We start from the raw sequence: 14,083 nt of genomic DNA on the forward strand, positions 1-14,083 counted from the left end.
ATGTCTGTCGTCGTATCCTACCAGGGCGAGCCCGGCGCCTTCTCGTCGCAGGCCGCCCTGCAGGCCTTTCCGGATTGCGAGCTTCTGCCGTGCCCGACCTTCGAGGACGCGCTCGCCGCCGTCTCCGAGGGCAAGGCCCGCTACGGCATGATCCCGATCGACAATTCGATCGCCGGCCGCGTCGCCGATATCCACCATCTCCTGCCCCGCTCGGGCCTGCACATCATCGGCGAGCATTTCCTGCCGATCCGCTTCCATCTGATGGCGGTCGAGGGCGCGACCCTCGCGACCCTGAAGACCGTGCAGAGCCACATCCATGCGCTAGGCCAGTGCCGCAAGATCATCCGCAAGCTCGGGCTCAAGGCCGAGGTCGCGGCCGATACGGCGGGCTCGGCCCGGCAGGTGGCGGAAGCCGGCGATCTAACCCGCGCCGCGATCGCGCCGCACATCGCCGCGGACGTCTACGGCCTCAACATCCTGATGGAGGACATTGAGGACGAGAAGCACAACACCACCCGCTTCGTGATCCTTTCGAAATACCCGGAATTCGCCCGTCACGGCTCAGGCAAGACGGTCACGACGCTGATCTTCCAGGTCCGGAACATTCCGGCCGCGCTCTACAAGGCGCTCGGCGGCTTCGCCACCAACGGCATCAACATGACCAAGCTGGAAAGCTACATGGTCGACGGCCATTTCTCGGCGACGATGTTCTACAGCGATGTCGAGGGCCATCCCGACGATCCCGAGCTGAAGCGCGCCCTGGACGAACTCTCCTATTTCTCGAAGGAGATGAAGATCCTCGGCGTCTATCCGGCCCATCCTTTCCGCGACACCTTCCCGGAAGCCGGCGAGTAGCGCCGGCGCCTGCCGAGGCCGCAGGCCGGCGATACGAAAACCCGGGGGCAGGTGCTTGCGCCGCCCCCTGGGTCATAGCCTACGGCTTGCTGCAGGAGGCAGGCCATGGCGAAGAAGGCGCGGGCGCAGAGCGCCCCAGTGAAAGAATGGCTCGCGGCGAATGAATGCGCCCGGCGCATCGGCATCACGGTGCGGGCGCTGCGCGTCTACGAGCAGCGCGGGCTGATCCGGCCGCGGCGCACTGAGAAGGGCTGGCGCCTCTATGGCGCCGACGAGATCGCCCGTCTCCACGAAGTTCTAGCCCTCAAGCGGCTCGGCCTGAGCCTCGCCAGCATCGTCGTGCTGCTGCAAGGCAAGGCCATCGACCTCGAACGAACCCTGACATTGCAATCCGCGGCGCTTTCCGAGCAGCGCGCCAGGGCGGAGCGCGGGCTGGCCCTCGTCGAGGCCGCCCGGGCGACGCTGGCCGCCGGCCGCACGTTATCGATCGAAGATCTCATCAAGCTGGCGAAGGAGGCCAATATGCCGGAGCTGACACAAGACAGCGTCGCGAGGCGGCGCTACGAGCAGGCGCGGCCGCGCACGCCGATCAAGATCGATCCCTCCCTGCTCGAGCGCTATGTCGGCCATTACCGGCTGCCCTCGGACACGATCATCGCGATCGAGAGGCGCGGCGACAGCCTGTTCGCCCAGCTCACCGGCCAGCCGGCGCTCGAGCTGTTCGCGGAGGCCGAGGGCGAGTTCTTCCTGAAGGCCGTCCCGGCGCAGATCGGCTTCGCCGCGTCCCGCGATGCAGCCGCGCCATCCCTCACCTTGAGCCAGGGCGGCTTCGACATGGTCGCCCCGCGTGTCGATGCGAGCGAGGCCGCGGCGCTGGAGGCCGCGCTCGCGACCCGCATCCGCAACCGGACGCCGCAGCCGGGCAGCGCCGCGGTGCTGCATGCGATCATCGCCGACCAGCAGGAAGGGCGTACCGGCGAAGAGCGAATGAGCCCCGAGCTCGCCATCGTCGTCGGCGAGCAGTTCCCGATGCTGCAGGAGGAACTCGCCGCCAAGGGCGATCTGCGGCAGCTCGTATTCAAGGGCGTCGGGTCGGATGCCGCCGACGTCTACGAGGCGCAGTTCGCCAATGGCAAGCTGGATTGTGGCATCTTCCTCGCCGATGACGGCAAGGCCCATATGCTCTGGCTGACGCCGTCGCTCTGACCGCGGCGTCCGTACCCGTCAGGCTCGGGCCGTCGGCTCTTCGCCGTCGATCGCCCAGGCCTTGAGGATCGTGCTGGCGATCGCGATGTGCTGCGGGCAGGTCAGGCCGTCCGGATGTTGCCCGTCGATCATCGACAGCGCCTCCTCGCGGCTGAACCAGCGCCCGTCCTCGAGCTCGGTGCCGTCGAGCACGATGTCGTCGTTCAGCGCTTCGGCGATGCAGCCGATCATCAGCGAGCTCGGGAAGGGCCAGGGCTGCGAGGCGATGTAGCGTACTGCTCCGGTGCGCAGGCCCGCTTCTTCCCAGGTCTCGCGGCGCACTGCATCCTCGAGCGTCTCGCCGGGCTCGAGGAAGCCGGCGATGCAGGAATACATCTTCGGCGCGAAGCGGGCCTGGCGGGCGAGCAGGCATTTGTCGCCGCGTACCGCCAGCATGATCACGACCGGGTCGGTGCGCGGAAAGTGCAGCGCGCCGCACTGCGCGCATTCGCGCCGCCAGCCACCGCTGACCATCAGGGCCGGCCCGCCGCAATTGGCGCAGAAACGATGCCTCGAATGCCAGTCGAGGATCGCCTTGGCCTCGCCGAGCGGGCCGACTTCCTCTGCCGACACGAGGCGCTTCAATGCCACGCTGCGCAGATCGGTGACGAGCAGGTCGTCGCGCTCGCGCAGCGCCTCGGTGAGCTGGCGTTCGATCAGGCGTCCGAAGCAGGCCTGGCCTTCCGGATGGATCCCGAGGAAGACCTCGTCGAGTGCCTTGCCGACGCCGTCGGCCTGCGCCTCGTCGAACCAGATCGTCAGCTCCTCCGCCCCGATTCGCCGCAGGATAGGCGTCTCGCCCGCGACGATCGCATGGCGCGTGCCCGGACTGGCGCGATAGCGCGCGACCGCGTCGGGCTGGTCGCGCTGGTCGCCGCGTCGGTCGAGCGGGTTGGTGGCGAAGCCGGTGAGGGCGGAGCGTTCGCGGGGGCGGGAGGCGTCGTTCATGCCTCCCGTCCTAGCGCGCTTTCGGCTTGACCGGAACGGCCGAAGACGAAGATTTCGTATGCGCGCGAACGATCGCCGCTACGCGGCTGGCGCGGGGCTAGGCCCCGTCGCGGCCGCGCAGCAGATGGATGATGCCGGAGAAGTCCGTACCGCCTTCGCCCCAGGCATTGTGGAGGGCGTAGAGCTGGGCCGCCGCGGCGCCGAGCGGCGTCGAGGCGCCGGCCGCCTGGGCTGCTTCCTGCGACAGCTTCAGGTCCTTCAGCATCAGCGCGGAGGCGAAGCCCGGCTTGTATTCATTGTTGGCCGGCGAAGCCGGCACCGGGCCCGGCACCGGGCAATAGGTGGTCAGCGACCAGCACTGGCCGGACGAGGTCGAGGCGACGTCGAACAGCGCCTGATGCGACAGGCCGAGCTTCTCGGCGAGCACGAAGGCCTCGGAGACGCCGATCATCGAAATGCCGAGGATCATGTTGTTGCAGATCTTCGCCGCCTGGCCATTGCCGGCATCGCCGCAATGCACGACGCGGCGGCCCATGGCCGAGAGGATCGGCTCGCCCTTGGCGAAAGCCTCGGCGCTGCCGCCGACCATGAAGGTCAGGGTCGCGCCCTTCGCGCCGCCGACGCCGCCGGAGACCGGCGCGTCGAGCGAGAGGCAGCCACGCTCGGCCGCCAGCGCATGGGCTTTGCGCGCGCTTTCGACGTCGATGGTCGAGGAATCGATCAGCAGCGCGCCCGGGCTCACCGCGGGGAGAATGTCGCCCCATACGCCGAGCACATGTTTGCCGGCCGGCAGCATGGTGACGACGATCTCGGCCCCTGCCACCGCATCCTTGGCCGAGGCGGCGATGCCGACGCCAAGCTCGGAGGCGGCGTCCTTGGAGGCCTGCGACAGGTCGAAGGCTTTGACCGTATGCCCCGCCTTGACGAGGTTGCCGGCCATTGGCCCGCCCATATTGCCGAGGCCGATGAAGGCGATCATGGTCATGCTCGTTCTCTCCCTGCCTGTATTTCGGGTAGTCATCCCGGCCGCAGTGAAGCGGCGAGCCGGGATCCATGCCTGAACCGTTCCGGAATGGATCCCGCGTCGGACGACGCCCGCTCGGGATAACCCGGGTTTGCTAGTTCCCCTTGGCCCGCCCGACCAGCGAACGCGCCACGATCATCCGCATCACCTCGTTCGTGCCTTCGAGGATCTGGTGGACCCGGAGATCGCGCACGATCTTCTCGATGCCGTAATCGGCGAGATAGCCGTAGCCACCATGGATCTGCAGCGCCTGGTTGGCGACCTCGAAACCGGTATCGGTGGCGACGCGCTTGGCCATGGCGCAAAGCTTGGTCGCGTCGGGCGTCTTCTCGTCGAGCGCCGCGGCGGCGCGCCAGAGGAAGGTGCGGGCTGCTTCCAGCTCGGTCGCCATGTCCGCGAGCTTGAACTGCAACGCCTGGAAATCGGCGATGCGGGCGCCGAAGGCTTTGCGCTCCTGCGCGTAGCCGAGCGCTTTGTCGAGCGCGCCCTGCGCTCCGCCGATCGAGCAGGCGCCGATATTGAGCCGCCCGCCATCGAGCCCGGCCATGGCGATCTTGAAGCCGATGCCCTCGGGGCCGATCCGGTTCGCCACCGGCACGCGGCAGTTCTCGAAGATCACGGCGCGTGTCGGCTGGGCGTTCCAGCCCATCTTCTTCTCATTGGCGCCGAAGGAGAGGCCGGGCGTGCCCTTCTCGACGACGATGGTCGAGATGCCGGAGGGGCCGGCCTCGCCGGTGCGCACCATCACGACATAGAGGTCGGAGACGCCGGCGCCGGAGATGAACTGCTTCTGGCCGTCGAGGACGTAATGGTCGCCGTCGAGCACGGCCTTGGTCTTCAGCGCCGCGGCGTCGGAGCCCGCGCCCGGCTCGGTCAGGCAATAGCTCGCCAGATGCTCCATGCTGCAGAGCTTCGGCAGGAATTTCTGCCGCTGCTCGTCCGAGCCGTAGCGATCGATCATCCACGCGCACATGTTGTGGATCGAGATATAGGCGGCGACCGTCGGGCAGCCGGTCGAGAGCGCTTCGAAGATCACTGCAGCGTCGAGACGCGACAGGCCGGAGCCGCCGACATCGTCGCGGATGTAGATGCCGCCCATGCCGAGCGCCGCCGCCTGGCGCATTTCCTCGACCGGGAAATGCTTCTCCTCGTCCCAGCGCACGGCGTGAGGCGCGAGGCTCTCGGCGGCGAAGGAGGCCGCCATGTCGCGGATCGCGATCTGGTCTTCGGTGAGGGAGAAGACGGTCATGGCTTCCAGTCCGCGCTATGGATCAGCCGAGAGGCGATCGTGGTCGAGGCGAATTTGCGGATCATGCGCTGGTCGGCGGAGACGAGAACCGTATCGAGTTGCCGCGTCAGAGCGATGTAATAGCAATCATAGACTGAGTGATCGAACTCCAGGGCCATGGACCATGCCATCTCGGTGATGTCGGCCATGGGGAAATAGCCCGCCATCAGCTTGTCGATCGTAGAGACCATCGCGACGGCCTGCTCGCGGGCGAGTTCCTTCTTGCGCATATGAACCAGGGCCGTGTTCCGGACTTCCGCGAGGAAGAGATCGGGTGCGACAAGCGGCTCATCTGTATCCGGCAAGGGATAGGTCGATGCGGTCGCAGATGCCGGAATGAACCAGCGTAGAGCTGCGCTCGCATCGATGACGATCATCGCCCTTCGCGCTCGTCGCGAAGGATGTCTTCCGGAGGCGTCGCGGGCTTGATCGGCCCGTATTGGCGCTTGAACTCTTCGATCAGCGAGACTTTCTCGCTGCCGGAGAGTGGCGCTGCCGCGCGCAGCGTGTCACGGACGAAGGCCTCGAACGGCACGCCGGCGAGGCGTGCCTTGACCTTCAGTCCGGCGATCACATGATCCTCGATGCTGCGGACGACAAACTGCCCCATCGTTCAGCTCCTCATTGATATCATTATTGATATCATTGAGGGCGCGGCTCCTCAACCCATCGTGGGGATGACGAAGCTGGCGCCATCCTTGATGCCGGATGGCCAGCGCGCCGTCACCGTCTTGGTCTTGGTGTAGAAGCGGATCGAATCAGGTCCGTGCTGGTTGAGGTCGCCGAAGGAGGAGCGCTTCCAGCCACCAAAGGTGTAGTAGGCGAGCGGCACCGGGATCGGCACGTTGATGCCGACCATGCCGACCTGGACCTTCGAGGCGAAGTCGCGGGCGGCATCGCCGTCGCGGGTGTAGATCGCGGTGCCGTTGCCGTATTCGTGGTCGTTGGTCAGCTTCAGCGCTTCGTCATAGCTCTCGGTGCGCAGCACGGAGAGGACGGGGCCGAAGATCTCCTCCTTGTAGATCCGCATGTCCTTGGTGACGTTGTCGAACAGGCAGCCGCCGACATAGAAGCCGTTCTCGTAGCCCTGCATCTTGAAGTCGCGTCCGTCGACGACGAGCTTGGCGCCCTCGCCGATGCCGATGTCGACATAGGACTTGATCTTCTCCATCGCCGCCTTGGTGACGACCGGGCCGTAGTCGGCCGAGGTGTCGGTCGAGGGGCCGATTTTGAGGCTCTCAACGCGGGGGATCAGCCGCTTGACCAACTCGTCGGCGGTCGCCTTGCCGACGGGGACGGCGACCGAGATCGCCATGCAGCGCTCGCCGGCCGAGCCGTAGCCGGCGCCGATCAGCGCATCGACCGCCTGGTCCATGTCGGCGTCGGGCATGATGATCATGTGGTTCTTGGCGCCGCCGAAGCACTGCACGCGCTTACCATTGGCGCAGCCACGGGCGTAGATGTATTCGGCGATCGGGGTCGAGCCGACGAAGCCGACAGCCTTGATGTCATGGTCGTCGAGGATGGCGTCGACCGCTTCCTTGTCGCCGTTGACGACGTTGAGGATGCCGGGAGGACCGCCCGCTTCGACGAAGAGCTCGGCGAGGCGCATCGGCACGCCGGGGTCGCGCTCGGACGGCTTCAGGATGAAGGCGTTGCCGCAGGCGATGGCGGGGCCGAGCTTCCAGAGCGGGATCATCGCCGGGAAGTTGAACGGGGTGATGCCGGCGACGACGCCGAGCGGCTGGCGCAGCGAATAGATGTCGATGCCGGGGCCGGCGCCGTCGGTGAACTCGCCCTTCATCAGATTGGGCACGCCGAGCGAGAACTCGACGACCTCGACGCCGCGCTGGATGTCGCCCTTGGCGTCGGGGATGGTCTTGCCGTGCTCGCGGGCGAGCAGCTCCGCGAGCTCGTCATTGTTCTGGGCGATCAGGTCGAGGAACTTCATCAGCACGCGGGCGCGGCGCTGCGGATTGACCGCGGCCCATTTCGGCTGGGCCTCCAGCGCGTTCTCGACCGCTGCGCGCAGCTCCTTCTGGGAGGCGAGGGCGACCTGGCCGATCACCGAGCCGTCCATCGGCTGATAGATGTCGGCCGTGCGGCCAGAAGTTCCCGCGACATGCTTGCCGCCGATGAAATGCCCGACCTGACGCATGACGTCCTCCCGATTGTGCTGCGAAAGTTCTGCTTGCGCTTAGCCCTACCATTATCGTTTGTGCACGACTATAGGGAGATTAAGTCGCCTGTCGTGCATAAAAGCAGATATGGAGGGAGCGTCATGGAACGGTTCGACTGGGACGATCTGCGTTTTTTCCTCGCAGTCGCCCGTTCCGGCCGCCTGACGGCGGCTGCCCGCCGGCTCGGCGCCGATCACGCCACGGTCTCGCGCCGCATCACCTCCCTGGAAGAATCGCTCAAGGCCAAGCTGTTCGAGCGCCGGCCTCAGGGCTACGCGCTGACCGGCCATGGAGAGCAGCTTCTGGCCAAGGCCGAGAGCATGGAGACCGAGGCGCTCGCCATCCAGAGCGAGATCGGCGGCGCCGACATGGCGCTGTCAGGCACGGTCCGGATCGGCGCGCCCGACGGCTTCGGCGCCTCCTTTTTGGCGCCGCGCCTGGCGACGCTGGCCAAGGCCTATTCCGGGCTCGAACTGCAGCTGATTGCCATGCCGCGCCTGCTCTCGCTGTCGAAGCGCGAGGCCGACGTCGCTATCACGCTGGCGCCGCCCAAGGAGGGCAAGGTCGTGGCGCGCAAGCTCTGCGACTACCGGCTCGGTCTCTACGCCTCGCGCGACTATCTCGATTCGATGCCGCCGATCACGGCGCCGGAGGACCTCTTCGCCCATCGCATCGTCGGCTATATCGACGACCTGATCTTCACGCCCGAGCTCGATTATCTCGACGAGGTCGCCAAGGGGCTGCGGGCCCAGATCCAGAGCTCGAGCGTCATCGCCCAGATGAACGCGGTCGCTGCGGGCGCCGGCATCGGCGTGATCCATCATTTCATGGTGCCGTCCGAGCCACGGCTGGTGCCGGTGCTGCCGGAAAGCGTCTCGATCACGCGCTCCTTCTGGCTTCTGGTTCATGCCGATCTGAAGGAGGTCGCCCGGGTCCGCGCGATCGTCGACTTCATCGTCCGCGAGGCGAAATCCTCGCGCGCGCTGCTGATGGGAGAGCCGAAACCGGAGCAGGCGCCGGCGCCGTGAGCGCCGCGCCGGCGGTCTGGAGGCTGGTCAGAATTGCATGGAGGCGCCGAGCACCGGGCCGTGCTGCGTGACCTTCCACAGGAAGCCGCCATCGCGATAGTCCTGATACAGCGCCCGGTAGCCGGCCCGCAGCATGGTCGGCCGGCCGAGCAAGGTGGTGCGGTAACCGAGATAGGCCTGCGCATTATAGGTGATCCGCGATCCCACGCCGAAGCCGCCGACATCTGCCTCGGCGAAAAGGTTCCAGCGCTCGTCGATGTCGAGTGTCATGCGCGCGCCGATCAGCGGATCGAACCAGGCCTCGGTCTTCGAGAGTCCGGCTCCCGCGACGCTGATGCTGCCGGTCATGCGTGTCCAGCGCACCCCCGCGAGTGGATCGAGCGCGAAGATGCGCGGCGCGCCATGGACGGTGTCGCCACCGAGCGCAGCCTCGAAGAGGCGATAGCTGGCGCCCGCGGCCAGCATGGTGCTGCGCGTTCCCACGCCGATATCGAGCCAGCGCAGCCGCTCATTGCTTTCCACGTCGGTGTACTGGCCGTTGGCGAAGAAGCCGAGTTTGCCGCGCTGGATCTCGATCGCGCCCATGAAGCCGAATTTCAGGTCCTTCACGGTATCCCGGAAGGGCACGTCGACCGCACGCTTGTGGTGGAAGACCGCGGCGTCGCCGCTCAGGCTGGCGCCCCAGAGATAGGGCGAGACCGTCACGGTCCAGTCCGGGGCCGCGCGCAGCGGCGCCTCTGCCTTCGGTGCCGCTGCATCGGCGGCATCGGCCGGCGTCGTGAAGGGCAGGCAGGCGGCGAGGCCGATGGCGGCCGCGCCGATGCGCCGTCCGAAGCGGGCGCGCGAGGATATGGATTTCATGATGCTTGGCCCCCCGGCCGGAATGCTGTGACTTGCTCGGAAGCCGGGACGGTCGGCGCCGCCCCGTCGTTCCGGACGATGTGCGCCGCTCAGGGCTTGGCGAAAGGAAGCGCCGGCGCGGCCATGCCCGGCTTCAGCTCGGCGCTGACGATGGTCTTGGCGTCGAGGTCGAAGCTCTTCAGGTCGATCGCGCGCAGCACCGGGTCGGTATAGGTCTTCACGTAGAAGACGCGGTTGGTCAGATCCGCCACCGTCGACCACTGGGTGTATTCCAGCGGTTCTCCGGCCACCTTGATCCAGCCCTTGGGGATGTCGAAATTGTTGACGATATGCTCGGCGAGCCGAACGCTTTCGATGCCGCTCGGCCTGGGTTGGACCGAGAGCGTATAGCCGAGCGCGCGCAGGAACCGGGAAGGCGGGGTCGGGTCTCCCGGAATGCCGAGCATGCCCGAGCCCTCGCCGAGCGGCGCGAAGCTCTGCGAGCCGATTGTGAGCGGCGGCGCATTGTGCGGCGAGATCTTCACATAGTTGCGCAGATTGGTCAGGTGCCAGTCGAAGGGCGGCGAGTTGGTCATCACCCCGAGCGGGTTGTCGTAGACCTTGAGCTTGCCGTCGATCGGCTCGATCACCAGCGAGGCGCCCGAGGCATCGTGCAGCGTGTAGTGCACCGGCGGCGCGATCTTCATCTGCTCCTGCACGACGCCGATGACCGCCATGCTTTCGAGCGCGGCCTTGACCTCGGCGACGGTGGCGAAGTTCGTCAGCGCCCAGGTCAGGACGTCCCAGGGCGCGAGCGACTTCGCAGGATCGGACTTGGCCGCATCGGCATAACCGGCAAAGCCCGGGAAATAGAGGATGCCGCCGACGAGGCCCTTCTCGTTCATGCCGTCGACCAGGGCGGTGACGCCGAGCGCGTTCAGCCCGACGGCGGCATACTTGCCCGTCCAGCTGGCGGCCGGCTTGCCGTCAGCGCCCGTGCTGGAGAGCTTGTAGTTGCGCGGAATCACCATGGCTCGCGATTCGAGCTCGAAGCCGAACTCCATGGTCCGGCCATAGACGGCGCCGTTATCCGAGGTCCGGATCAGGAAGCTGGTGCAGGCCGACGCGGTTTGGGAGGCAAACATGCTCGCCGCGAGCAGCATGGCGCCGAGTGAACGGAGCCGTTTTGCTCGAGATCGTGCCAGGCTGCCAGAATGTCCGATCATGAATTGGTATCCCCCCGAATCGTAGGCCGGGCGGAAGGTGGCATGTCACCGAACGCCCCGGAAGCAGCGGGCGGCGATGTCAGCATGCTGCCAATGCAGGGCTGGCGCTCGGCTCGTCGCGCGTGAAGCGGAGCGCCGCTGCCGAATGGCGCGACGGGCTGCTGCCGGGAGCGCGAGTGCCGAAGCGGCGGGCTTCAGGCCGCCTGAACGCAGACCCGGTTGCGACCCTCGCGCTTGGCTGCGTAGAGGGCACGATCGGCGGCGATCAGCGCCTGGTCGAAGCTGCCGTTCTCGTCGATCTCGGCGACGCCGATCGAGGCGGTGAGCGCGATCTGGTGCTCTCCGACCATCACGGTCTCATGGGAGACGTCGAGCCGGACATGGTCGCTGCGGCGCATTGCCGCCTTCGCGTCGAGGCCGGGAAACAGGATGGCGAACTCTTCGCCGCCGATGCGGGCGAGCAGGCTGCTGCTGCCGTCGACCGATTGGGCGATGCAGCGCGCCACCCCGGCCAGGACCCGGTCGCCGAGGTCATGGCCATGGCTGTCGTTGAGCTGCTTGAAATCGTCGATGTCGAGGATCGCGACCGCGCTCTTCTGCCGACGCGCCCGCGCTTCCGCGATCAGCCCCGGCGCGTGCTCGAAGAAATGGCGGCGGTTGAACAGGCCCGTCAGGGCGTCGCGCGAGGCGAGATTGCGCAACTGGGCGATCTGCTCCTGCGTCTCGGCGTTGCTGGCGATCCGGCATTGCAGTTCTTCGGGCACGAACGGCATCGAGATGAAGTCATTGGCACCGGCCTTCAGGAATCCCACGGACACCATGCGGTCGCTCGACGACGAGACGCCGATCACGCGCAGGCCACTGGCGGAGAAGCGGCGGCGGATATGACGGGTGAGTTCGTAGCCATCCATGTCCGGCATGTTGTAGTCGCTGACGACCAGCCTGATATCGGGGTTGGCTTCCAGGAGCGACAGGGCTTCGGCGCCGGAGTCGGCTTCGACGACGTCGTATTGCTGCACGGTCAGCATATGGGCGAGCAGCCTGCGGGTCGCCTTGACGTCGTCGACGACGAGGATGCGGGTCTGTCGGTTGGTGAGGGCGCGCTTGACGGCGCGGACCAGCGTATCGAGCGCGAACTCGCTGTCCTTCGGCACGTAGTCGATGACGTCGCGCTCCATGATCCGGTTGCGCGTCTCGATGTCGAAGCTGCCGGTATGGACGATGGTCGGGATGCCGCGCTGGACGGTGAAGTCGATCGCCTCGCCGCGCGGTGCGTCGGGCAGGTTCAGGTCGACCACGGCCAGGGTGTACGCCGCGGCGTTCTCGGTGACCGCCTCGTGCAGCTCGTTGAGCGAGCGGCAGGCAACGAGCTCGAGGCCGACCTCTTCGATGAGGCGGCGGCAGAGCGCCAGCGAGTAGGTCTTCGAATCCTCCACCACGAGGATCTTGCGGTCGTCGGCGTAGGGCCCTTGCGGGAGGCGGTCGGTGGCGCGGTAGGCCATTGGGCTCGAACGTCCTTGACCGAGGCCGCCCAGGATGGCGGCTTCGACCCTCTAATCTTTGCAGCGGAAGGCGAATGCCATCAATGGCGAACATCCGGCGAGCGCGTTAATTTCCGCTTAAGTAACGCAGCCCGCTTGCGAATATCGCGATGGCCCGACTCGCCGTCAGATTCGCCAGGGCAGGATCTGCGCCGGCAGGCGCCGCCCGGCGAGGTCGAGCCCGAGCATGGTCAGGAGGATCACGGCCGAGGCGCTGATCGCGACCGCCGCCGCCTCGCCGGCGAGCCCCGCCTCCTTCAGGCTGAACAGCACGACGCCCAGCGTCTCGGTTCCCGAAGACCAGAGCAGGGCCGAAACCGTCAGCTCGTTGAAGGCGACGAGGAAGACCATCAACGCGCTGACCGCCGCCGCCGGCGCCAGGATCGGGGCGACGATGAAGCGCAGCATCTGCCAGAGCGTGACGCCGTCGAGCTTGGCCGCCTCCTCGTGATGCGCCTCGATCTGCGCCATCGCCGCGACGGGCGCTTTCAAGGCCAGCGGCAGGAAGCGGGCGAGATAGGCGAACAGGATGATGAAAGGCGTGGCGTAGAGGCTGAACCCCAGCAGCGGCAGCGGCTTCAGGAAGAGCAGGATGCAGGCGATGGCGAGGACCACGCCGGGCAGCGCATAGGGTAGCTCGATGACGAGTTCGACAGCCCGCCTGAACCGGCCCATGCGCCGCTCCAGCGCATAGGCGAAGGCGATCGAGAGCAGTGCCAGCAAGAGTGCGGCCGTCCCGGCGAACAGGAAGGAATTGCGGAAGGCGCGCATCGTCACATCCTGCCGCAGCAGCACCTCGGCGAATTTGTCGAAGGTCAGGCTCTGCCAGGAGAGCGCGACGCCCAGCGCCGGGGTGAGCGCCTCGCCGAGCAGGGCGAGCAGGGGCAGGCCGAGCTTGAGCGCCAGCAAAAGCCAGAGACCGCCGGCGACGAAGGGGCGGGCGCGCCCGAGCTGCCAGAAGGGTTGCAGCGGGCGTTCGATCTCGACCTTGCCGCCACCTTGCCGCATCGCCAGCATCCCGGCGAGGATGCCGAGCCCGGCGACGACGGCGACCAGGATCGAGAGCGCAGCGGCGTCCGGCAGCCCTTCCGGGCCGAAGCTCGAGAGCCGGCGATAGATCAGCGTCGGCAGGGTGAGGTAGTTCACCGGCAGGCCGAGGAGCGCCGGAATCCCGAAATTGCCGATGCCGGCCACGAAGGCGAGCAGCGCGGCGGCGACGATATGCGGCCGCAGCACCGGCAGCAGGATGCGCGCCACGATGGTCTGCGGGGCGGCGCCTTCCATCTGCGCGGCCTCGACCAGCGAATGCGGCACGCTGCGCAGGCCGGTCCAAAGCGTGATCGCAACCAGCGGCGCATGGTGCAGCGCCATCACCAGGATGATGCCGCCGCGGCCGAGCAGCGGGTTCGGCGTGCCGGGCGCGGGCGAAAGCCCGACCAGCGCCAGCACCGGCGAGTTCGGCGCGAACAGGCTGAGAAAGGCGAGCGCCGCCACCTGCGGCGCGATCATCATCGAGAAGACCAGCCCGAAGGCGAGCGGGCGCTTGCCGCGCAGGTCGGTGACGGCGAGCAGCAGCGCAAAGCCGCCGCCGACCAGCAGGGCGCCGAGCGCCGAGAAACCGGCGGTTTCGAAACTGTGAAGCGTTGCATTGACCGCCGAGCGGCCGGTCATGACGTCGAGCGCCGCGCCCGGCGCGAACACGCCGCCGGGCGCGAAGGCGGCCAGGGCGAGACGCAGGAAGGGCAGGGCGCCGAGCAGAATCGCGACGAGCGCGACCGCGACCGGTAGGGCCAGTCCCTCGGGCGAACGAAGGCGCGGCAAGGCCAGCCGCAAGCCTGCCTGCCGCAGCCGGGGCTGCGGCAGGTCCGATGATGGGGCGGCGAGCGTCATCCGCGCTCGCCGGGTTCG

At 67.3% G+C, this 14,083-nt stretch carries 13 protein-coding genes; 3 read left to right on the plus strand and 10 right to left on the minus strand.

Features of this window, described 5'->3' with window-relative positions:
• Entirely contained in the window at positions 1 to 855 is an 855-nt protein-coding gene (locus tag RKE40_RS02500) for a prephenate dehydratase (protein WP_316016665.1), read from the plus strand.
• 105 nt (positions 856 to 960) lie between these two features.
• Positions 961 to 2,061 (plus strand): MerR family transcriptional regulator, encoded by a 1,101-nt coding sequence (locus RKE40_RS02505; protein ID WP_316016666.1) that lies wholly within the window; start codon positions 961 to 963, stop codon positions 2,059 to 2,061.
• An 18-nt stretch (positions 2,062 to 2,079) separates the two neighbouring features.
• On the opposite strand, the gene nudC is transcribed toward RKE40_RS02505, so the two are convergent.
• From nudC to RKE40_RS02535, 6 genes are all read right to left on the minus strand, one after another.
• A complete protein-coding gene (nudC, locus tag RKE40_RS02510; protein WP_316016667.1) occupies positions 2,080 to 3,048 on the minus strand; it encodes an NAD(+) diphosphatase in 969 nt (322 codons plus the stop codon).
• Positions 3,049 to 3,145: 97 nt separating this feature from the next.
• Positions 3,146 to 4,033, minus strand: a complete 888-nt coding sequence (gene mmsB, locus RKE40_RS02515; RefSeq protein WP_316016668.1) for a 3-hydroxyisobutyrate dehydrogenase — start codon at positions 4,031 to 4,033, stop codon at positions 3,146 to 3,148.
• A 133-nt stretch (positions 4,034 to 4,166) separates the two neighbouring features.
• On the minus strand, positions 4,167 to 5,321 hold the full coding sequence (locus RKE40_RS02520) for an isobutyryl-CoA dehydrogenase (protein WP_316016669.1): 1,155 nt from the start codon (positions 5,319 to 5,321) through the stop codon (positions 4,167 to 4,169).
• Positions 5,318 to 5,737: a type II toxin-antitoxin system VapC family toxin gene (locus tag RKE40_RS02525; RefSeq protein ID WP_316016670.1), complete on the minus strand. Its 420-nt coding sequence runs from the start codon at positions 5,735 to 5,737 to the stop codon at positions 5,318 to 5,320. The genes RKE40_RS02520 and RKE40_RS02525 overlap by 4 nt, the downstream gene beginning before the upstream one ends.
• A complete protein-coding gene (locus RKE40_RS02530; RefSeq protein WP_316016671.1) occupies positions 5,734 to 5,970 on the minus strand; it encodes a hypothetical protein in 237 nt (78 codons plus the stop codon). The genes RKE40_RS02525 and RKE40_RS02530 overlap by 4 nt, the downstream gene beginning before the upstream one ends.
• Positions 5,971 to 6,021: 51 nt before the next feature.
• Entirely contained in the window at positions 6,022 to 7,518 is a 1,497-nt protein-coding gene (locus RKE40_RS02535; protein WP_316016672.1) for a CoA-acylating methylmalonate-semialdehyde dehydrogenase, read from the minus strand.
• Between the two features lie 123 nt (positions 7,519 to 7,641).
• Here RKE40_RS02535 and RKE40_RS02540 point away from each other — a divergent pair, with 123 nt between their 5' ends.
• Entirely contained in the window at positions 7,642 to 8,568 is a 927-nt protein-coding gene (locus RKE40_RS02540) for a LysR family transcriptional regulator (protein WP_316016673.1), read from the plus strand.
• 27 nt (positions 8,569 to 8,595) lie between these two features.
• On the opposite strand, the gene RKE40_RS02545 is transcribed toward RKE40_RS02540, so the two are convergent.
• The 4 genes from RKE40_RS02545 to RKE40_RS02560 all read right to left on the minus strand — a co-directional run bounded on the left by RKE40_RS02545 (position 8,596) and on the right by RKE40_RS02560 (position 14,065).
• A complete protein-coding gene (locus RKE40_RS02545) occupies positions 8,596 to 9,429 on the minus strand; it encodes a hypothetical protein (protein WP_316016674.1) in 834 nt (277 codons plus the stop codon).
• An 89-nt stretch (positions 9,430 to 9,518) separates the two neighbouring features.
• Entirely contained in the window at positions 9,519 to 10,634 is a 1,116-nt protein-coding gene (locus RKE40_RS02550) for a linear amide C-N hydrolase (protein ID WP_390893187.1), read from the minus strand.
• A 194-nt stretch (positions 10,635 to 10,828) separates the two neighbouring features.
• Complete coding sequence (locus RKE40_RS02555; protein ID WP_316016675.1) at positions 10,829 to 12,136, minus strand: GGDEF domain-containing response regulator; 1,308 nt, start codon at positions 12,134 to 12,136, stop codon at positions 10,829 to 10,831.
• 165 nt (positions 12,137 to 12,301) lie between these two features.
• The gene (locus RKE40_RS02560) at positions 12,302 to 14,065 is read right to left on the minus strand and encodes an ABC transporter permease (protein ID WP_316016676.1); all 1,764 of its coding nucleotides are present in this window, start codon (positions 14,063 to 14,065) and stop codon (positions 12,302 to 12,304) included.
• Between the last annotated feature and the right edge of the window lie 18 nt (positions 14,066 to 14,083).

Origin of the sequence: Allobosea rubneri, from assembly GCF_032464875.1 — a bacterium.
Taxonomy (GTDB): domain Bacteria; phylum Pseudomonadota; class Alphaproteobacteria; order Rhizobiales; family Beijerinckiaceae; genus Allobosea; species Allobosea rubneri.